This is a genomic window from Terrabacter sp. 2YAF2 (assembly GCF_052114705.1).
Taxonomy (GTDB): domain Bacteria; phylum Actinomycetota; class Actinomycetes; order Actinomycetales; family Dermatophilaceae; genus Terrabacter.
The window spans coordinates 114,621-134,296 of the sequence record NZ_JBFRFG010000004.1; the positions used below are offsets into that span (position 1 = coordinate 114,621).

Annotated in this window: 20 protein-coding genes; 7 read left to right on the top strand and 13 right to left on the bottom strand. The window is 71.6% G+C overall.

Features of this window, described 5'->3' with window-relative positions:
• Positions 1-59 precede the first annotated feature (59 nt).
• Together pknB and AB4030_RS05900 are read left to right on the top strand one after the other, a co-directional pair.
• On the top strand, positions 60-2,063 hold the full coding sequence (pknB, locus tag AB4030_RS05895; protein ID WP_442278266.1) for a Stk1 family PASTA domain-containing Ser/Thr kinase: 2,004 nt from the start codon (positions 60-62) through the stop codon (positions 2,061-2,063).
• Between the two features lie 9 nt (positions 2,064-2,072).
• Positions 2,073-2,972, top strand: coding sequence for a DMT family transporter (locus tag AB4030_RS05900; protein ID WP_442278267.1), 900 nt, complete (start codon positions 2,073-2,075; stop codon positions 2,970-2,972).
• A gap of 205 nt (positions 2,973-3,177) precedes the next feature.
• Here AB4030_RS05900 and AB4030_RS05905 read toward each other — a convergent pair whose 3' ends face one another.
• The 5 genes from AB4030_RS05905 to AB4030_RS05925 all read right to left on the bottom strand — a co-directional run bounded on the left by AB4030_RS05905 (position 3,178) and on the right by AB4030_RS05925 (position 8,591).
• On the bottom strand, positions 3,178-4,242 hold the full coding sequence (locus AB4030_RS05905; RefSeq protein ID WP_442278268.1) for a threonine aldolase family protein: 1,065 nt from the start codon (positions 4,240-4,242) through the stop codon (positions 3,178-3,180).
• Positions 4,243-4,245: 3 nt separating this feature from the next.
• On the bottom strand, positions 4,246-5,682 hold the full coding sequence (locus AB4030_RS05910) for a class II 3-deoxy-7-phosphoheptulonate synthase (protein ID WP_442278269.1): 1,437 nt from the start codon (positions 5,680-5,682) through the stop codon (positions 4,246-4,248).
• Between the two features lie 74 nt (positions 5,683-5,756).
• On the bottom strand, positions 5,757-6,470 hold the full coding sequence (locus tag AB4030_RS05915; RefSeq protein WP_442278270.1) for a response regulator: 714 nt from the start codon (positions 6,468-6,470) through the stop codon (positions 5,757-5,759).
• The gene (gene macS / locus AB4030_RS05920) at positions 6,467-7,711 is read right to left on the bottom strand and encodes a MacS family sensor histidine kinase (RefSeq protein ID WP_442278271.1); all 1,245 of its coding nucleotides are present in this window, start codon (positions 7,709-7,711) and stop codon (positions 6,467-6,469) included. The genes AB4030_RS05915 and macS overlap by 4 nt, the downstream gene beginning before the upstream one ends.
• Positions 7,712-7,715: 4 nt before the next feature.
• Entirely contained in the window at positions 7,716-8,591 is an 876-nt protein-coding gene (locus AB4030_RS05925; protein WP_442278272.1) for a lysophospholipid acyltransferase family protein, read from the bottom strand.
• A gap of 176 nt (positions 8,592-8,767) precedes the next feature.
• Here AB4030_RS05925 and AB4030_RS05930 point away from each other — a divergent pair, with 176 nt between their 5' ends.
• A complete protein-coding gene (locus AB4030_RS05930; protein ID WP_442278273.1) occupies positions 8,768-9,463 on the top strand; it encodes a hypothetical protein in 696 nt (231 codons plus the stop codon).
• Positions 9,464-9,484: 21 nt separating this feature from the next.
• Here the strand turns inward: AB4030_RS05930 and AB4030_RS05935 are convergent, their stop codons facing one another.
• The 3 genes from AB4030_RS05935 to AB4030_RS05945 are packed head-to-tail and all read right to left on the bottom strand — an operon-like array spanning position 9,485 to position 11,373.
• A complete protein-coding gene (locus tag AB4030_RS05935) occupies positions 9,485-10,156 on the bottom strand; it encodes an endonuclease/exonuclease/phosphatase family protein (RefSeq protein ID WP_442278274.1) in 672 nt (223 codons plus the stop codon).
• Positions 10,157-10,195: 39 nt separating this feature from the next.
• Positions 10,196-11,164, bottom strand: coding sequence for an ROK family glucokinase (locus AB4030_RS05940; RefSeq protein WP_442278275.1), 969 nt, complete (start codon positions 11,162-11,164; stop codon positions 10,196-10,198).
• Positions 11,161-11,373: a hypothetical protein gene (locus AB4030_RS05945; RefSeq protein ID WP_442278276.1), complete on the bottom strand. Its 213-nt coding sequence runs from the start codon at positions 11,371-11,373 to the stop codon at positions 11,161-11,163. The genes AB4030_RS05940 and AB4030_RS05945 overlap by 4 nt, the downstream gene beginning before the upstream one ends.
• Before the next feature lie 46 nt (positions 11,374-11,419).
• Here AB4030_RS05945 and AB4030_RS05950 point away from each other — a divergent pair, with 46 nt between their 5' ends.
• Positions 11,420-11,638 carry a hypothetical protein gene (locus tag AB4030_RS05950; protein ID WP_442278277.1) on the top strand — a complete coding sequence of 73 codons (219 nt, stop codon included), beginning with the start codon at positions 11,420-11,422 and terminating at the stop codon, positions 11,636-11,638.
• Between the two features lie 40 nt (positions 11,639-11,678).
• Here the strand turns inward: AB4030_RS05950 and AB4030_RS05955 are convergent, their stop codons facing one another.
• Complete coding sequence (locus tag AB4030_RS05955) at positions 11,679-12,122, bottom strand: SRPBCC family protein (protein WP_442278278.1); 444 nt, start codon at positions 12,120-12,122, stop codon at positions 11,679-11,681.
• A gap of 216 nt (positions 12,123-12,338) precedes the next feature.
• On the opposite strand from AB4030_RS05955, the gene AB4030_RS05960 reads away from it, so the two are divergent.
• Positions 12,339-14,129, top strand: a complete 1,791-nt coding sequence (locus tag AB4030_RS05960) for an AMP-dependent synthetase/ligase (protein ID WP_442278279.1) — start codon at positions 12,339-12,341, stop codon at positions 14,127-14,129.
• 4 nt (positions 14,130-14,133) lie between these two features.
• Here the strand turns inward: AB4030_RS05960 and AB4030_RS05965 are convergent, their stop codons facing one another.
• Both AB4030_RS05965 and AB4030_RS05970 read right to left on the bottom strand, forming a co-directional pair.
• Complete coding sequence (locus AB4030_RS05965; protein ID WP_442278280.1) at positions 14,134-15,444, bottom strand: hypothetical protein; 1,311 nt, start codon at positions 15,442-15,444, stop codon at positions 14,134-14,136.
• A 105-nt stretch (positions 15,445-15,549) separates the two neighbouring features.
• Complete coding sequence (locus AB4030_RS05970) at positions 15,550-15,699, bottom strand: hypothetical protein (RefSeq protein ID WP_442278281.1); 150 nt, start codon at positions 15,697-15,699, stop codon at positions 15,550-15,552.
• A 222-nt stretch (positions 15,700-15,921) separates the two neighbouring features.
• Here AB4030_RS05970 and AB4030_RS05975 point away from each other — a divergent pair, with 222 nt between their 5' ends.
• Both AB4030_RS05975 and AB4030_RS05980 read left to right on the top strand, forming a co-directional pair.
• Positions 15,922-17,733 carry a DEDD exonuclease domain-containing protein gene (locus tag AB4030_RS05975; RefSeq protein WP_442278282.1) on the top strand — a complete coding sequence of 604 codons (1,812 nt, stop codon included), beginning with the start codon at positions 15,922-15,924 and terminating at the stop codon, positions 17,731-17,733.
• 20 nt (positions 17,734-17,753) lie between these two features.
• The gene (locus tag AB4030_RS05980; RefSeq protein ID WP_442278283.1) at positions 17,754-18,038 is read left to right on the top strand and encodes an Lrp/AsnC family transcriptional regulator; all 285 of its coding nucleotides are present in this window, start codon (positions 17,754-17,756) and stop codon (positions 18,036-18,038) included.
• Between the two features lie 27 nt (positions 18,039-18,065).
• Here the strand turns inward: AB4030_RS05980 and trpD are convergent, their stop codons facing one another.
• Both trpD and AB4030_RS05990 read right to left on the bottom strand, forming a co-directional pair.
• Complete coding sequence (gene trpD, locus AB4030_RS05985; RefSeq protein WP_442278284.1) at positions 18,066-19,115, bottom strand: anthranilate phosphoribosyltransferase; 1,050 nt, start codon at positions 19,113-19,115, stop codon at positions 18,066-18,068.
• Between the two features lie 3 nt (positions 19,116-19,118).
• A complete protein-coding gene (locus AB4030_RS05990; protein WP_442278285.1) occupies positions 19,119-19,589 on the bottom strand; it encodes a response regulator transcription factor in 471 nt (156 codons plus the stop codon).
• Positions 19,590-19,676 lie beyond the last annotated feature (87 nt).

Below are 19,676 nucleotides of genomic sequence, written 5' to 3' on the forward strand. Positions count from 1 at the left end.
CGGCCCCGCCGCGGCCGGCCTGCACGGGATGAGTTGCGTCTGCCCGTAAACTGCCCTCCGTGACGTCCAGCGTGGCGGACGCCCTCGTCGGTCGGGTGATCGACGGCAGGTACCGCATCCTCTCCCACCTCGCAGACGGAGGCATGGCCTCCGTCTACGTGGCGCTCGACGGGCGCCTGGACCGCGAGGTGGCCCTGAAGATCATGCGGCCAGGCCTGGCCACCGACGCCGTCTTCGTGGAGCGGTTCCGCGCCGAGGCCCGGTCCGCCGCCCGCCTCAACCACCCCAACGTGGTGGCGGTCTTCGACCAGGGGGAGGACGCCGGCGAGGTCTTCCTGGCGATGGAGCTCATCGAGGGCAAGACCCTGCGCGACGTCATCCACGAGGAGTCGCCGCTGACGGCCCGAGAGTCGCTCGCCATCCTCGAGCCGATCCTGCTGGCGCTGCGGGCCGCGCACGCGGCCGGCATGATCCACCGCGACGTCAAGCCCGAGAACGTCATCGTGCGCCGTGACGGCGAGGTCAAGGTCGCCGACTTCGGCCTGGCCCGTGCCATCACCAACCAGGCCACGACCAGCCAGACCGGCGTCCTGCTGGGCACCGTCTCCTACCTCTCCCCCGAGCAGGTCGAGCGTGGCGTGGCCGACACGCGAAGTGACGTGTATGCAGCGGGCCTGCTGCTCTTCGAGATGCTCACCGGGCGCAAGGCCGTCACCGGCGGGACGCCGATCCAGATCGCGTACAACCACGTCCACGGCGGGGTGGTCGCCCCGTCGACGCTCGTGCCCGAGATCCCGGCTGCGCTCGACGACCTCGTGGCACGCGCCACGGCCGTCGAACCGGACGACCGCTTCGAGTCGGCGACGGCCTTCGTCACGGCCCTGCGCGAGGTCCGGCGCGGCCTGTCCCCCTCCGAGCTCGACCACCGCGGCGCCGCCGTGCCCGACCCCGACAGCACCGCGGGGCTGGCGCCCACCTCCGCGACGACGCGGCTGTCGACCGCCGACCGGTCATCCCGCTCCGGCGCGGCCGATGCTCGCCCGGAGACCCACCGCACGCACCCCACCGAGCTCGGTCGTTCCGCACTTGCTGGTCTGTCCGTCCACGACGATGACGACGGCCCACTCCTCGAGCACACCGCAGCCATGCCGATCGACCGCCACCACGGCCACGGTGCTCGACGGCGTTTGCCACTGTGGATCGCGGCGGCCCTCGTCCTTGCGGGCGCCGCGTTCGGTGGCTGGTGGTTCACGGCCGGCCCGGGCGGCTCTACCGTCGTGCCGGCGGTCGTCGGCGAGCAGATCTCGCAGGCTGAAGGCGCGATGCGGCAGGCCTCCCTCTCGGTCGACACCACCGGCGAGTTCTCCGAGGTCAAGGCCAAGGGCGTCGTGCTGCGGGTCGAGCCGACCGCAGGCAGCGAGCTCGGCAAGCGCTCGACCGTGCGCCTCGTGGTGTCCAAGGGCCAGGAACGGTATGCCGTCCCCAACCTCGTCGGGCTCAAGGCCGGAGACCTCGGGTCGGCGCTCTCGCCACTGACGCTCCGGCTCGGGGAGCAGTCGCAGGCCTGGAGCGAGACGGTACCCGCAGGGGTCGTCGTCTCCCAGGACCCGCCCTCGAACGCGTCGGTCAAGCGCGCCACCGCCGTGTCCGTGGTCGTCTCCAAGGGACGAGAGCCGATCGAGGTGCCCACCGTCACCCGCACGGCATTCGACGCAGCGTCGGCGGCCATCACCAAGGCCGGCCTCACGGTCCAGCGCGGCCAGGACGTCAACAGCGACACCGTCCCCGCCGGGCAGGTCGTCTCGCAGTCACCCGAGAGCGGCACGCTGCACCGAGGCGACGCCGTGAAGCTCGTCGTGTCCAAGGGGCCGGTCATGGTGCAGGTGCCCAACGTCGTCGCCCGCTCGTCCGGAGACGCGGAGAAGACGCTGACCGACCTCGGCTTCACGGTCAAGAAGGAGACGGGGCTGCTCGGAGCCGTTCTCGACCTCGTCCAGAGCCAGAGCGTCAAGGGCGGCCAGTCCGCGCCCAAGGGCAGCACGATCGTCCTGACCATCGTCTGAGCCGACCTCGTGACACCGTCGGCGCGCACGCGCCTCGCCACGCTGCTGCTCGTCGCCCTCACGGCGGTCTGGGGCTCGACGTTCTTCCTCATCCGCGACCTCGTCCAGGCCGTCCCACCGGTCGACTTCCTCGCGGTTCGCTTCACCCTCTCCGCCGTCGTCATGCTGATGATCTTCTGGCGACCGGTTCGCGCCCTCAGTCGTCGGCAGGTCCTCGTCGGCATGGGACTCGGCGCTCTCTACGGACTGGCCCAGATCTTCCAGACCCAGGGGCTCGCGACGACACCAGCCTCCGTGTCGGGCTTCGTCACGGGAACCTACGTCGTGCTCACACCCGTCTTCACCGCCGTGCTGCTGCGCGAGCGCGTGCCTGGGTCGACCTGGGCCGCGGTGGGACTCGCGACCGGGGGTCTCGCACTCCTGTCCCTCAACGGCCTGTCGGTCGGTGTCGGCGAGGCGATCACCCTCCTGGCGGCCGCCCTCTACGCGCTGCACATCGTGGGACTGGGCCGTCACAGCGCCTCCGAGATCGCGACCGGGCTGTCCGTCGTGCAGATGCTCGTCATCGCGGTGCTCTGCATCGTCGGGGCCCTCCCCGGCGGTGTCGTCCTGCCGAGCACCCCCGCACAGTGGGGCACGGTGCTCTACATGGTGGTCTTCGCGAGCATCCTCGCCCTGTGGGTGCAGACGTGGGCGCAGGCGCACATGCCGGCCACCCGGGCCGCGATCATCATGACGGTCGAACCGGTCTTCGCCGCGTCCTTCGCCGTGACGCTCGGCGACGAGACCGCAACCTTGCGCATGGTCCTCGGTGGAGCCCTCGTGCTCACGGCGATGTTTGCCGTCGAGCTCCTGGCTCGCAGACGCCCGGGCGAGCTGCCCGCCGAGGTCCTCCACCACGAGGTCTGACCGGCCGCCCGTACAACAACTCCACCCGGGCGGAGCTCGCGCAGCCCGAACCGCCCCCTACCGTGCAACAACTCCACCCGGGCGGAGCTCGCGCAGCCCGAACCGCCCCCTACCGCACAACAACTCCACCCGGGCGGAGCCAGCGCAGCCCGAAGCGCCCCCTACCGCACGACAACTCCACCCGGGCGGAGCTGGCGTCGTGTGTTCAGGCGGCGGGTGCCGAACGCAGGAGCGCGGTGAGGACGTCGACCGCGACGTCGGTGCCGGCGTCGTCCACGTCGAGGTGCCAGACGAGGCGCACGGCACCCGGCCCCACGGCATACGTCCTCACCCCGGCGGCGAGGGCGGCGTCGACGAAAGCTGCGGCGGTCCAACCCACCGCGGCCACGTCGACGATGACGATGTTGGTCTCGACCGTGGCGAGGTCGACGGAGCCGGGAGCCGCCTCGGCCATCGCCTGGGCCGCCCGTCGGGCACGGGCGTGGTCGTCGGCGAGGCGGTCGACATTGTGGTCGAGCGCGAAAAGACCTGCGGCAGCAAGGATTCCGGCCTGGCGCATGCCACCGCCGAAGCGCTTGCGCCAGATCCGCGACTCGGCCATGGCGTCGGCCGAGCCGACGAGGACGCTCCCCACCGGGGCGCCGAGGCCCTTGCTGAGGCAGATCGAGACGGTGTCGAACTCCCGTCCGTAGTCGCTGACCGGCACGCCCGAGGCGACGTGGGCGTTGAAGAGCCGCGCACCGTCGAGGTGCATCGCGACGCCACGCTCGCGCGTCAGCTCGCGCGCCCGACGGATCTCTTCGAGGGACTGCACCGTGCCGCCGCCGAAGTTGTGGGTGTTCTCGACGATCACGAGCGACGTGCACACCTGGTAGGGGCCGACGCCGGTGATCATGAGCGATGCGGCGTCATCGGAACGGAACCGCCCGCGCTCGGACACCCAGGTGCGCGACGAGATGCCCGAGAGGACGGCGGCCGCGCCGAGCTCGGCCCGGACGACATGGGCGAGGGAGTCGCCGATGAGCTCCTCCCCCGGCTTCACGTGCAGCCGCACACCGAGCTGGTTGGCCATCGAGCCGGACGGGGTGAAGAGCCCGGCTTCGTGTCCGAGCATCGCGGCGACGCGTTCCTCGAGGGCGCGCAGCGTCGGGTCCTCACCGAAGACGTCGTCACCGACCTCGGCCCGCGCCATCGCCTCGCGCATGGCCTCGCTCGGCCGGGTCAGGGTGTCGCTGAGCAGGTCCGCCTTGAACGGGCTCGTCGCCACCACCGGTCAGGCCTGGCCGAGCATCTCGGCGACGAGGAAGGCGAGCTCGAGCGACTGCTGGTGGTTCAGCCGCGGGTCGCAGACCGACTCGTAGCGCTTCTCGAGGTCGGAGTCGATGATCTTCTCCGCGCCGCCGAGGCACTCGGTGACGTCGTTGCCGGTCAGTTCCACGTGGATGCCGCCGGGGATCGTGCCGAGGGACTGGTGCACCTCGAAGAAGCCACGGACCTCCTCGACGATGTCCTCGAAGTCACGCGTCTTGTAGCCCGAGGGGCTCTCGAACGTGTTGCCGTGCATGGGGTCGCAGATCCACGTGACCGTGGCACCGGACGACGTGACCTTGTCCACGAGAGCCGGCAGCGCGTCGCGGATCGTGCCGGCCCCCATCCGCGTGATGAAGGTGAGGCGCCCCGGTGTGCGGTTGGGGTCGACCTTGTCGATGAGCCGCAGGACCTCGTCGATGTCGGCCTTGGGGCCGAGCTTCACACCGATCGGATTGCTGATCCGCGAGACGAAGTCGACGTGCGCGCCGTCGAGCTGGCGGGTGCGCTCCCCGACCCACACGAAGTGGCCCGAGGTGTCGTAGAGGCGACCGGAACGGGAGTCGATGCGCGTCAGCGGGCGCTCGTAGTCGAGCAGCAGCGCCTCGTGCGCCGCGTAGAACTCCACCGTGCGCATGGCGTCGAAGTCGGCCCCACAGGCCCACATGAAGCGCATGGCCTTGTCGATGTCCTTGGCGATCTTCTCGTAGCGCTGGTTGGCCGAGTTGGCGACGAAGCCGCGGTTCCAGTCGTGGACGTGCCGCAGGTCGGCGAATCCACCTGTCGTGAAGGCGCGCACGAGGTTCAGCGTCGCCGAGCTCGCGTGGTAGGCGCGGACGAGCCGCTGCGGGTCGGGGATGCGGGCGGTCTCGTGGAAGGCGAAGTCGTTGACCATGTCGCCACGGAAGGCGGGCAACGTGACGCCCTCACGGGTCTCGACGGTCGAGCTGCGGGGCTTGGCGTACTGCCCCGCCATGCGCCCGATCTTGATGACGGGCACGGACGCGCCGTAGGTCAGCACCGCGGCCATCTGCAGGATCGTCTTGATCCGGTCGCGGATGTTGTCGGCGGTGGCGGATGCGAAGGTCTCGGCGCAGTCGCCACCCTGGAGGACGAAGGCCTCACCGACGGCGGCCTTGGCCATGCGGTCGGTGAGGATGTCGCACTCGCCCGCGAAGACGAGCGGCGGGTACGAGGCGAGCGTCTCGATCACCTCGGCCAGGGCAGCCGTGTCGGGCCAGGCAGGCTGCTGCTGGGCCTCGAGCTCGGCGGCCGCGGCCGTGAGGGCAGCGAGGGCCTCGGACCCGTCATCGGGTTCGAGGCCGGCATCGGCGGAGACGGTCCTCGTGTTCACCCCGTCAGCGTAGACGTCGCTGTGGGGCGTCCCCGTCCGGGTCCGCATCCCGAAACCTTCCGCTCCCTGGGTGGTCACGTGGGAGATCACCGACGACGTATGCCGTGCGCCGCGGTCACGGGTCAGGTCGGGTCGGCGAGGTCGAGGCCGCGCTCCATCGCGAAACGCACGAGCTCCACGCGGTTGTGCATCTGCAGCTTGCCGAAGATGTTCTGCACGTGGTTCTGCACGGTGCGGTGCGACAGGAAGAGCATCGCGGCGATCTCCTTGTAGCCCATGCCGGTCGCGACGTACTTGAGGATCTCGGTCTCGCGGTCGGTGAGCTCGGGAACCGGTCGCTCGGAGCCGCCACCGCCGGCGGCCTTGACGCGCCGGAACTCGCCGAGCACGAGTCCGGCCAGACCCGCGGCGAAGACCGGCTCGCCGGCGGCGGTCGCGCGTACCGCTGCGAGGAACTCCTCGCGGCCGGCCGACTTCACGAGGTAGCCGAGGGCTCCCGCCTTGACCGCGTCGAGGACGTCCTGGTGGTCGCCGCTCGCCGAGAGGATGAGGATCCGCGTCGGGACCTGCGCGGCCGCGAGGGCCGCGCACACCTGGGCGCCGGTGAGCCCCGGCAGGTTGAGGTCGAGGACGAGCACGTCCGGTGCCGTGGCTCGGGTGCGGGCCACGGCCGAACGGCCGTCGTCTGCCGTCGCCAGGACCTCGAACCCGGCGTCGGCGAGGTCGCGCGCCACGGCGTCGCGCCACATCGGGTGGTCGTCCGCGACGACGACGCGGATGTGCTCGGGCGGCACGCCGGTCCCCCGCTGCGGCATGGCGTCCTGCTGCTCCGTCACGATGCTCCTCGTCCCTGGGTCCGGACGCCCGCATCGCTGGCGGCGCGAACCTCCGGTTGCCGACCATGGTGTCGGCTGGTCAGCCGCGCCACCCGGAGATGCGGGATCCTCAGCTCCACGGTCGTGCCGCCGCCGGGACCGGAAGCGACCGTCGCCGTGCCGCCGAGATCCGCGAGTCGACCGAGGATGCTCGACGAGATCCCGAGGCGACCCTGGGTGACCGCCTCGTCGAGGCGACCGGCCGGCACGCCCCGCCCGGAGTCGCGAATCGTCACCGCCACCTCGTCGCCGGCGTCGTCGAGCAGAACCCAGGCGCGGGCGTCGTCACCGGCGTGCTGGCGCACGTTGTCGAGGGCCGCCTCCACGGCGGCGACGACCTCGTCGGCCACCCGTCGCGGCAGGAGGACCGCGTCGGCGGGCGAGACGAGCTGCACCCCTTCGCCCTCGACATGGCGCAGCAGTCCCCGCAGGTCCGCGTCGCCGCTGATGGCGCGACCGACCTCCTCGAGGTCGGCCATGCTCACGAGCGTGCGCAGGATCCGCTCCTGCTCGCCGGCCATGGCGCCGAGCCGGGCCGTCTCACCCCCGAGGTCACTGGCCCGACGGTGGATGAACGCGAGCGTCTGCAGCACGCCGTCGTGGACGGTCCGGGCCAGACGGTCACGCTCGGCGCGAGCGGCGTCGAGCCGCATTGCCTCGGCGAGCGCCGCGTGGCTCGAGCGGGCGAGGTCGACGCAGTGGCCGATGCACCCACCGAGCAGGAGCCCGAAGATCGAGTTCGTGACCGTGTTGGGGGTCGGCTCGACCACCTCGACGAAGGAGCACGCCGCGACGATCGACGCAGCAGCGACTCCACCGCGCCAGCCGCGGAGCACCGCGAACCCGACAATGGCGGCCGTCGGCCAGATCGAGGGAATGGTCTTGGCGCCCGCCGTGATGACCCCGGGGTCGTCGACGAGGCGGGTGGCGAGAATCGCGGAACACCCGATGACGAGCTCGACCGTGTAGGCCCGGACCGTGCGCATCGGCCGGAGGGTCACCGTCAGGGTCCAGGCGGCCAGGACACCGAGGACCGCGACGCCCAGGGCGAGGTGCGCGATCTGGCCGTGGCGCTCCCACACCGACCATGCGGCATACGCGAGGGCGAGCCAGCGGAAGACGTCGATGCCACGCCACAGTCCGCGGACGATGACGTGCTCGTCGTCCAGGACCGCGTTCGTCGACGCGGGGACGGCCGCCATGACGTCAGGACGCCGCCACGACAGGCGCGTCGCCGTCGTCGTCCTCGTCGGTCCGTTCCGTGCCGACGGACCCGTCACCCTCGGCCGCGGCCGTCGACGAGCGGGCCCTGCCCTCGGCGGCGTCGAGCGCCGCCTCGAGCTCGGGTGCAGCGCTACCGGGCTTGGCTGCCTCCTGCAGCTCGCGGGCCTTGGCCCGAGCCGCGGAGACGAGACGGTCCTTCATCGAGGTGGCGTACATGTCGACGTACTCCTGGCCCGACAGGAGCATCAGCTCGTACATGATCTCGTCGGTGATCGACCGCAGGACGAACCGGTCGTCCTCCATGCCCTCGTAGCGGGAGAAGTCGAGCGGCTTGCCCATCCGGACACCGACCCGCATGACCCGCGGGATGACCTTGCCCGTCGGTTGGGCCTTGTCGGTGCCGATCATGGCGACCGGGATGACCTTCACCTTGCCCTCGAGGGCCATTCGGGCGACGCCGGTGCGGCCGCGGTAGAGGCGGCCGTCGGGCGAGCGCGTGCCCTCGGGGTAGATGCCGAGCAGGTCGCCGCGCCGGAGGACCTTGAGCCCGGAGCTCAGCGCGGCATTGCTCGCCTTGCCGCCCGACCGGTCGACGGGCAGCTGCCCGACCCCGCGGAAGAAGGCAGCAGTCAGCCGGCCCTTGATGCCACGTCCCGTGAAGTAGTCGCTCTTGGCGAGGAACGTGACGCGTCGGGAGACCACGAGCGGCAGGAAGATCGAGTCGGAGAAGGACAGGTGGTTGCTCGCGAAGATCGCGGCCCCCTCCTCGGGGATGTGCTCCTCGCCCTCCACCCACGGACGGAAGACGAGCCTGACGATCGGCCCGATGACGATCGTCTTGAGGAACCAGTAGAACAACCGTGTCCGCCTTCCAATTGTGACGGCTCGAACTCTACGACACTCGCGCCCGCACAGCGGGGCATGCGAGGATCAAGGGATTCAGTCGCCTCCCGTGAGGAGCCCATCGTGACGGTCCTTCCCGGCGCCGCAGTCGGCTCCGGTCTGCGCGCGCGACGGACCCGGACGCCCCGGCCATGAGCGACCGCGACCTCGACGCGGAGTTCGCGCGCATCATCGCAGGCTGGGACGACGAGGCCCCCGACCCGCAGTCCCAGGGCGTCGGCGGCGCGGTGCGGACGGACAACCAGGAGCCGCCGGACGAGGCAGTCACGCGGCACTATCCGGACGCCTCGTCGCCCGGTGCTGACCCAGAGGGCTCTCAGCCGGAGCGACCTGAACTCGACCCTGGGCTCGAGCGCCCTGAGCCCGAGCAGCCTCAGCCCGAGCATTCCGAGCTTGAGCAGCCCGAGCGTCCACAGGGCGTGGCCGGCAGCGACCCCGCGGCGCCGCCCCAGCACCCCGCTGCCGGGGCAGCCGGGCCGTCCAGCGCGTCCGGCCTGCTGGAGGTGCCGATCGCGCCCACGACGTCACACGCCTGGCGTGGCAGCACTCCCCCGCGCGACGAGGTCCACGACGTGGCGGACGACGACCACTTCGTCCCGCCATCGGAGATCGACCTCCCCTCGGCCGAGACCGACCCGATGTTCTGGGCCATCGTCGGCGGCCTCGCCGGCGGCCCGCTGCTGCTGCTCTACGTCCTCTTCTTCGACCGCGACGGCAGCGGCTGGTGGGTCGTGACCGCCGTGACGATGCTCGTCGTCGGCTTCGTGCTGCTCGTCCTGCGCGGCGGCAACGAGCGCGACCCCTTCGACGACGGCACCCGCGTTTAGGCGGCGTCTTCCGGGGGCGGGTCAGCCGGCGCGTGGTGTCAGGTCGAGGTCGACCCAGACCGGGCGGTGGTCCGATCCCGCCCTGAGGTCGGCCTCGGCGACACGGACCTCGGGTCCCCGGGCGAGCCGGAGACCCCGTCCTGCGAATACCGCGTCCAGGGCGACGGTCGGGAGCCGAGCCGGGAAGGTCGGCACGCCGTTCGACGCCAGGGGCAGGCGGCCGGCGATGAGGTCGTAGGCCGCTGCCCCGGCCTCCTCGTTGAGGTCCCCTGCCACGACGGCCCGGTCGCCCAGACCCTCGAGCACCACCGATGCGTGGCGCAGCCGTTCAGGCGCCCGCAGTCCGAGGTGCACGCTGACGACGGTGACGGGAGGCAGGCCGGGGCCGTCGCCCGCGAGCGAGACGGTCGCGGCGGCATACCCCCGCATCCGATCGGGGAAGCGGACCGGAAGGCGACCCCGGTGCACGCCGTGGACGACCACCCTCGGCGCGGTCAGGACCGCCGTCCCGCCGGTGCCGAGACGGCCACGGTTCCAGACCAGGCGACATGCACGGGCGAAGGGCGGCAGCCGGAACTCGGTCGTGAGCCGGCGCGGCACCTCCTGCAGGCACAGCACGTCGGGGTCCACGGCGCGCACCACCCTGGCGGCTGCGGCGCGGTCGTCCAGCAGGTCGTGCAGGTTGTACGTCATGACCCGCAGCACGTGCCGAGGGCGCGCCGCGCACACGACTCAGCGGCCGGCGCGCGCCAGCTCGGCGGCCCCGATGAGGCCGGCGTCACTGCCGAGCACGGCGCGCACGATGCGCGCCTCGGGGCGGTAGCCGCGGCCGGGCAGCTGGCGCCGGAAGGCCTCGCGGGCGGGGCCGATGAGCATCTCGTCGGCTGCGCTGACACCACCGCCGATGACGAAGAGGCCGGGGTCGAAGGCCGCGGCGAGGTTCGCCAGGCCGATGCCCAGCCACTCACCGATGTCGGCGAGCAGCTCACGCGCCGTGGGATCACCCTCACGGGCGGCCTCGGTGATGAACGGGCCCGTCAGGGCGTTGGCGTCGCCCCCGAGACGGACCAGCAGGTCGGCCACGACGGGCGACCCGGCCTCGATCATCGCCCGGGCCTCGCGCACGAGGGCGTTGCCGCTGGCGTACTGCTCCCAGCAGCCGCGGTTGCCGCACTCGCAGCGGATGCCCGCGGGCATGATCTGCATGTGGCCGAACTCGCCGGCGATGCCGTGCCGCCCGCGCTGGACGTCACCATCGATGATGAGCGCGCCACCGATGCCCGTGCCGAGGGTGATGACGACGACGTGCGACTCGCCGCGAGCAGCGCCGAAGCAGGCCTCGGCCCAGGCCGCCGCGTTGGCGTCGTTGTCGACGGTGATCGGCAGCTCGATGCGCTGCGACAGGGCGTCGCGCAGCGGCTCGTTGCGCCAGGACAGGTGCGGCGCGAAGACGACGGTGGCGCGGTCCTCCGCGACGAAACCGGCGGCGCCGATCCCCACGGCGACGACGTCGTCGGGATCGACCTGGCGCAGCAGCTCCTCCACCGACTCGACGATGGTGTTCTCGACGACGCTGGGCGACGTCGAGCGGTGCGGGGTGTCACGACGGGTGCGGTGGGTGATGGTGCCCGCCTCGTCGACGACGCCGCCGGCGACCTTGGTGCCGCCGATGTCGATGCCGATGGCGAGTCGCCTGCTCATGCGGGGTCTCCGGGTGGGGGCCTGTCGGTGCTGGTGTCGCTGGTGTCGGTGGTGTCGGTGGTGTCGGTGGTGTCGCTGCCGGTGTCCGCGCCGGTGCCGGGCTCGGCCCCTCGCTCGCGCTGCGCCGTGGCCAGGTCGCGGAGCGCGGTGGCTGCGAAGCCGACGAAGTCGGCGACCTTGTCGATGGTGTCCGGGTTGACCTGCTGCACGAACGCGATGAGCTGGCAGACCGGGCACACACGGCACGCGGCAGGCGTGGTGCCTCCACAGGTGCACGCCCCTGGTCGTCCCTCCGACCTGCTGTCCGACCTGCTGTCCGACCTGCTGTCCGACCTGCTGTCCGCGGGTCCGCGCGACGGCATGTCCGAAGCGCCCGACCGGCTGCGTTGCGAGAGCAGGTCGATGAGCAGCGCGGCCTCTTCGGCGACGCTGCCGAGGCGCGCGGATCCGGTCCCGGCCGCCGGCTCGGGCTGATCTGGTGCCGTGTCAGGACCGTCGCTCAGGGTCACGTCGGTCAGGCCTCGACGCGCTTCTTCAGCTCCTTGAGCGCAGTGTCGACGATGACCTTCTCCGCCTTGCGCTTGAGCAGCCCGATCATGGGGATCTTGACGTCGACCGCGAGCCGGTAGGTCACCTTCGTGCCTGCGCCGTCGGACGCCAGGGTGTACGAGCCGTTCATCGCCTTGAGGACCTGCGCCGAGACGAGCGACCACGAGACGACGCCCGTGCCGTCCTCCACGACGTCCCACTCGTAGTCGAGGACGTAGGTGTCCTTGATGGCGCCGGCGTCGAGCGTGAACTGGACCTGGTCGGCCCAGCCGTCACCCTCCTCGGCGAGCACGGCGACCTCCTTCACCTCGCCCGCCCACTCGGGGTAGGCCTCGAAGTCCGCGATGACGTCGAGGACCTCGCCGGGAGGGGCGTCGATGACGATGGAGGACTCGGTGCGATCGGGCATGCGCCGAAGGCTATCGCGTCGGGTGTGCGCTGACGCTGCTTGTCCTGGGCGGCTGCTGTCGCGCGTGGGCTGCGTGCCACGATGGAGGGGGTGGCAGTCTTGCGCAGCAGGGACGCACCCCGACCCGGGGCACGCCCGGCGCCACGTTGAGGTGGTCGGAGCGGTTACCGCTCGGTAAGGTGCAGCCCAGGTACCACCCCGCGATCAGGAGTGACAGTGAAGGACAACGTCGTCGCACCACTTGCCCCCGTCACGACGGAGGGAAGCCTTGCGGACCTCCCCGTGCGCAACGCCAGGGAGAACGCGAGCGAGACCGCGTTCTCGCGCAAGACCCCCTCCGGCGGCTGGACGCACGTGACGTGGGCGCAGTTCGCCGACGACGTCGCGGCCGTCGCCCGTGGGCTCATGGCCGCGGGCCTCACGCCCGGCGACCGGGTGGCGCTCATGTCGCGCACGCGCTACGAGTGGACCCTCGTCGACTTCGCCGCGTGGAGTGCGGGCGCCGTCGTCGTGCCGATCTACGAGACCTCCTCGGCCGAGCAGGTGCAGTGGATCCTCTCCGACTCGGACGCGCACCTCGTCATCGTCGAGACCGATGCCCACCGCTCCACCGTCGACCAGGTCCGGGGCGACCTGCCGTCACTTCGCGACGTCATCACCATCAACGACGGTGGCCTCGACGCGCTGCGCGAGAAGGGCAGGGAGATCCCGGACGCCGACCTGGCCGCCCGCCGTGCCGGCCTCGACCGGGGGTCGGTGGCAACGATCATCTACACCTCGGGAACGACGGGACGACCCAAGGGGTGCGAGCTGACCCACGGCAACTTCCTCGACCTCGCGGAGAACGCCATCGAGAAGCTCGGCCAGGTGGTGCTGACCGACAACGCATCGACGCTGCTCTTCCTCCCGCTGGCCCACGTCTTCGCGCGCTTCATCGAGGTGCTCTGCGTCGCGGGCAAGGCACGCATGGGCCACTCGGCGGACATCAAGACCCTCCTCGACGACTTCGCCGGCTTCCAGCCGACCTTCGTGCTCGCCGTCCCGCGCGTCTTCGAGAAGATCTTCAACTCGGCCGAGGCCAAGGCGTCCGCCGAGGGCAAGGGGAGGATCTTCCTCCGCGCCGCGACCGTCGCGATCGCCTACAGCGAGGCGCTCGACTCGGGAGGCCCCGGTCTGGGGCTCCGAATCCAGCACGCCGTCTTCGACCGTCTCGTCTACGGCAAGCTGCGCGCCGCCATGGGAGGGCACGTGCGCTACGCCGTGTCGGGCGGGGCGCCACTCGGCACGCGCCTGGGCCACTTCTACCGCGGCATCGGGGTCGTCATCCTCGAGGGCTACGGCCTCACGGAGACCACGGCTCCCGTGGCCGTGAACACCCCGGACAAGATCAAGATCGGCACGGTCGGGCCGCCGCTGCCCGGCACCGGCATCCGGATCGCCGACGACGGTGAGATCCTGCTCAAGGGCGTCGGCGTCTTCACCCGCTACCACGACAACCCGACGGCGACGGCCGACGCCATCGTCGACGGCTGGTTCCACACCGGCGACCTCGGCGAGATGGACGACGACGGCCACCTGCGGATCACCGGTCGCAAGAAGGAGATCCTCGTGACGGCGGGCGGCAAGAACGTCGCCCCCGCGGTGCTGGAGGACCGCCTGCGCGCGCATCCCCTCGTCTCGCAGTGCATCGTCGTCGGCGACCAGAAGCCCTTCGTCGCCGTTCTCGTGACTCTCGACGAGGAGATGTGGCCGCTCTGGGCCAAGACCCACGGCATCGAGGGCGTCTCGCTCGAGCAGGCCCGCACCCATCCGAAGGTGCTCGAAGCGCTCCAGGAGGCCGTTGACCGGGCCAACGACGCGGTCTCCAAGGCCGAGTCCATCCGGAAGTTCGTCGTGCTCTCCGGCGACTTCACCGAGGCGAACGGCTACCTCACGCCGTCCCTCAAGCTCAAGCGCAACGTCGTCATGAAGGACTTCGGCGACGAGGTGGAGAAGCTCTACGCCTGACGACTCAGGGCAGCAGGTCTCGGCGGATGCGCGCCTGCCATGCCTGCAGCAGTGCCGACCGCGTGGAGCCCATGACGGATCCCAACGCGTCGTCGACGGCGGCCTCGCGGTCGTCGAGCTGCGAGGTCGGCAGCACCAGCCCGCCCGCGGCCGCGCGGTAGAGACGGACCACGGCCGGCGTCCCGTAGCGGTCCGCCAGGGTGCGCAGCGCCAGCAGTGAGAGGCCGTATGCCGCCGGGAGCGCGTGGGTGCCGGGGTCGAAGTCCGTGTCGGCGGGCAGAGTCTCCGGCAGACCCGACGACCGGACCCGGTCGAGCGCCGGGGCGACGATGGTCGCCTCGGGAAGATGGATGGGCTGGTACGCGACGAGCTCGGCGAAACCCTCGGACAGCCAGACGGGGACGCTGCGCGTCGTCGCAGCCCTGACCGTCACATGGGTCAGCTCGTGGGTCATGACGACGTCGCGGCCGTCGGGGCGCAGCGAGCTCCACGCTCCGGGAACGAGGACGATCCGGTCCGCCCCGGCATGCTCCCCGGGGGTCAGCGGTCCGTCCGTGGCGGCCGCCACCCCCGCAAGGTCGTCGGCGGAGCGACCGAGCAGTCGTGCGGCGTCGGCGTCGGTGGCGGGGGCGACCCAGACGGCCGGTCTGGCCTCGCCCCACACGGCAGCGACACGCGACTCGGCCGTGCGCGCGCGACGCACCACTTCTTCGACACGGTCCGCGGTGCCGACCGCGAGCACGAGCGACGTGGCTTCCCTGCGGACGACGAGTCCGGGGAGGTCCCAGGGTTGCGGGCGCGCTGACGGCGCCGAGGCGGTGATGACGAGATCGGCCGGCCGCGCCGGGTCAGCCTTGAAGGTGAGGTCGAGGTCGAAGGATCGGGGAGCCGTGTCGAAGCCGAGAAGCCTGTAGGTGAGGCTTGCCTTCACATCCCACTCGACCTGGGTGCCGCGCGGGGCGGGCACGGGAGGGGTCGTCTCGCGCACCATGACAAGGCGCAGATCACCGGCCCCCATCGCTCCCATGCGCTCGAAGACAGCGGCCTGGGTGGTGCGCAGGCGGCCGGACGCGGGCCCGCTGAGCGCTGCGAGCCAGCCGGTCTCGTCCCGGCGGCCGAGGTCGGCGACACGGGCCTCGAGCACCGCCGTCACCGCGCGGGCCCGGGCGTCGGCCCACACCCCGGGGTCGACATCGGTCGTCGCAGGCCGGGAGGAGTACGGGCTCGACGCAGCTGGAGCGACAGGGAGGGGGGCGGGAGCCAGGGGCGCCCCGCCAGCGGTGCAGGCACCAAGGCCCACGGCGGTCGCCGTCACGAGAACCACTGCAGCGGTCACCCGACGGGAGACACGATGGTCCGGGCTGCGCACCGCGACATCGTGTCATGGGCCCCCGTGAACGGCCTTCAATGACGACGCCGGTCAGACCGCCCGGCGGCCTCGGTGGTGCGACGCGTGCTCGGCCGGCTCGAGCTGGGCCCGGGCCGCGTTGGCCGTGCCTGTCGAGACGAGCCCGGCGGCGAGAAAGGCCGACACCGCCCGTCGCTCGGCACGGTCGAGCGGTGCTGTCACGGCCTCCCCCCGGTCGACGTCACGTCCGGACACAGCCGTCCGGAGTGGTATCTCGTTCAGGGCGGTCACCATGCAGTCAGCGCAGTGGACGTCCCGCACCGGGCAGGTCTGGCAGTCGACGAGCATCATCTCGGTCCAACCCTTCGTCTCTCATGCGATCTGTCGTGAAAGACGCTAGGTGCACCCACCGACAGCGTCGGGGGACGCCGCGCCTCCCCGGCGTTGTCGGCGCACCGGCATACCGTCAGGGTCGTGCAAGCCATCCAGTCCACGTTCGACGACCTCGGCACCCCCCTCGCCGGAGTCACGTTCGTCGTCGTGGACCTCGAGACGACCGGGGGCACCCCGGCACAGTGCGGCATCACCGAGATCGGCGCCGTCAAGGTGCGCGGCGGTGAGCTGCTCGGGGAGTTCCAGACCCTCGTCAACCCTGCTGAGCCCATCCCGGCGTTCATCTCCGTCCTCACCGGCATCACCGACTCCATGGTCCGCGACGCGCCGCGCATCGACAGCGCGCTGCCCGCCTTCCTCGAGTTCGCGGCCGGCAGCGTCCTCGTGGCGCACAACGCCGGCTTCGACATCGGGTTCCTCAAGGCGGCCGCCGCACGCACGGGTCTGAGGTGGCCGGGATTCCCGGTCCTGGACACCCTCCAGCTGGCGCGCCAGCTCGTGGTGCGGGACGAGTCGCCGAACCATCGGCTGTCCTCGCTCGCCCAGGTCTTCGGTTCACCGACCACCCCCGACCACCGGGCGCTGCACGATGCCCGCGCCACCGTCGACGTGCTGCACGGCCTCATCGAGCGCGTCGGCAACCTCGGAGTCCACACCCTCGAGGAGCTCTCGAGCTACAGCTCCCGGGTCACGCCGTCGCAGCGACGCAAGCGGTTCCTCGCCGACCCCCTGCCCAGCGCTCCCGGGGTCTATCTCTTCAAGGACGGCAGCGACCGCGTTCTCTACGTCGGCACGAGCCGTGACATCCGCACTCGCGTGCGCAGCTACTTCACCGCGTCCGAGCAGCGCAGCCGGATGGCCGAGATGGTGCGGCTCGCCCACGTGGTCCACCCGATCGTGTGCCAGACCTCGCTCGAGGCGCAGGTCCGTGAGCTGCGGCTCATCGACGAGCACAAGCCCCGCTTCAACCGGCGGTCGAAGAACGGCCGCAAGGTCATGTGGGTCAAGCTCACGCAGGAACGCTTCCCCCGACTGTCGATCGTCAAGCAGGTGAGGGACGACGACGCCCACTACATCGGGCCGTTCCGGTCCCGGGTCACCGCGCAGTCGGCCATCGACGCGGTCCACGAGGTCGTGCCGCTGCGCCAGTGCACCGGTCGCCTCACCGGACGCGGCACCGCCTGCGCGCTCGCCGACATGGGCCGCTGCGGCGCGCCGTGCACCGGGGCGCAGTCCGAGGGTGACTACGCCGTCGTCGTCGACGAGTGCCGCGCCATCTTCACCGGCAACGCCCGGCCGAGCGCAGACCTGCTCCGTGCGCGACTCGAGGAGCTCGCCTCGCAGGAGCGCTTCGAGGACGCGGCGCGGGTGCGCGACCGCTTCCTGCAGCTCGTGCGAGGTGCGGCGCGTGCCCAGCGGCTCGCGCCGCTCGTGCGCTCCCCCGAGATCGTCGGGGCCCGTCGCAGCGACCTCGGGGACTGGGAGCTCGTCTCCATACGCCACGGTCGCCTGGCGGGCACCGCGGTGAGCCCGCGAGGAGCCGACCCGATGCAATACGTCCGCTCGATGCAGGCCACGGCAGAGGTTGTGCCGCCCTCCACTCCCGAGCGTCCGTCCGCGCTCACCGAGGAGACCGAGATCCTGCTGCGCTGGCTCGAGGCTCCGGGCGTGCGCATCGTCGAGCTCGACGGGACGTGGACCTGCCCCGTGGGTGGCGCCGGCTCGGTGCGCAGCGAGCTCGAACCCGCCGTCGCATCGGCCCACGACGTCGTCGGCTTCGACAACGACGTGCCCCCCTCGCGACCCGGTCCCGGACGTGGGGGCGCCGCTGGTCACGGCGGCGGCCTGCGCCGCGTCGGTTGAGGCCCGGCTAAGGTGTCACCGTGATCACCGCCATCGTCATGATCAGCTGCGAGGTCGACCGCATCCCGGAGGTGGCGGAGGCCGTCGCCGACATCCCGGCCGTGTCCGAGGTCTATTCGGTGACCGGGGACACCGACCTCATCGCCATGGTGCGGGTCAAGGCGCACGAGGAGTTCGCCGACGTCATCGCCGACCAGCTGAACAAGGTGGAGGGCATCGTCGGCACGTCGACGCACATCGCCTTCCGCACCTACTCCTCGCACGACCTCGAGGCAGCCTTCAGCCTGGGCCTCGAGGGCGACTGACCCTCATCCCGGCGGCGCCGCGACGCTTCAGCGGCGCGTCGCGGTCACCCAGCGTTCGACGAGGCCCGTGGCCGCGCCGCTGTCGATGGCCTCTGCCGCAACCGCCATGCCAGCGCGCAGGTCGGCGTCGAAGTCCGCCTCCGACGGTCCGGAGTCCGGCCGGGTCAGAGCGAGGGCGATGCCGGCATTGAGCAGCACGGCGTCGCGCACCGCGCCCGTGGCCCCCGCAAAGACGTCACGCACGACGTCGGCGTTGTGCGCGGCGTCGCCACCGCGCAGGTCCTCGACGGGGTGCAGCCGGAGACCGAGCCGCTCCGGGTCGACGGAACGCTCCCTGACGGCCCCGCCCCGGACCCACCACACGTGCGTCGTCGTCGACACCGTGACCTCGTCGAGGCCGTCGTCGCCACGGAAGACCGCGGCATCCTTGCCCCGGTCGGCGAAGACGCCCGCCAGGAGCGGGGCCATGCGGGCGTCCGCACAACCCACGGCGGCATACGTCGGCTGGGCCGGGTTGGTCAGCGGGCCGAGGAAGTTGAATGCCGTCCCGACGCCGAGGTCACGACGTGGCACGGCGGTGTGGCGGAAGGACGGATGGAAGGTCTGGGCGAAGCAGAACGTGATGCCGGCCTCCGAGGCCACCTCCACGACGCGCTCGGGCGGCAGCGACAGGTCGACACCCAGGGCCTCGAGCACGTCGGCAGAGCCCGACGACGACGAGGCGGCACGGTTGCCGTGCTTGACCAGGCGGACTCCCGCAGCCGCAGCCACCATCGCGGACATCGTCGAGATGTTCACGGTGTGGGCGCGGTCGCCCCCCGTACCGACGATGTCGAGACTGGGGCCCGGGACCTCGATCCGCCGCGCATGCGCGAGCATCTGCTCCGCCAGGCCCCGCATCTCGTCGATGCTCTCGCCCTTGGCGCGCAGCCCGATGAGAAACCCCGCCACCTGGGAGGGCGTGGCCTCTCCGTCCATGATCTGGGCCATGGCCCACTCGGCCGTCGCCCGGTCGAGGTCACGGCCGGCGATGAGGTCGCTGAGCAGTGCAGGCCAGGTCGTCGTGTCCGGCGCCATGCGTCAGGCCGTCGGCACGCCCGAACGCGCGAGCGTGGCGACGGCCGACGTCAGCGCGATCGGGTCGAGCGGGTGCGGGACGGCCAGGTCGGCCTGGGACCAGGCGGCGAGCCAGCTGTCCTGCGGGCGACCGGTGAGCACGATGATCGGGGGGCACTCGAAGATCTCGTTCTTCAGCTGGCGGGCCAGTCCCAGGCCGCCGACCTTGGCCGCCTCTCCGTCGAGGACGAGGATGTCGAAGCGCTCGGACTCGACCGAGCTGATCACGGCGTCAGCCGTCGCGCACTCGTGCCAGCGGACCACCTCGACGTCGCGCGCGGGCCGGCGACCGACCGCTGCGCGCACCGCGTCACGGGTCGTGAAGTCGTCGCTGTAGAGCAGCACGCTCACCTTAGCCACCGGCCGCTGCGACCCGCTCGCCGTCGCGATGTCGGTCGAGGTGCCCTGCGCTGCGCTGTCGTTCGAGGCGGTCATGCGCCCGATGCTACCGGGCCGTGGGAGGCTCGCCGCACGGACCTCCCCACCCGCGAGCGGGCCGTGGAGGGCACCGTGGGAAGGTGG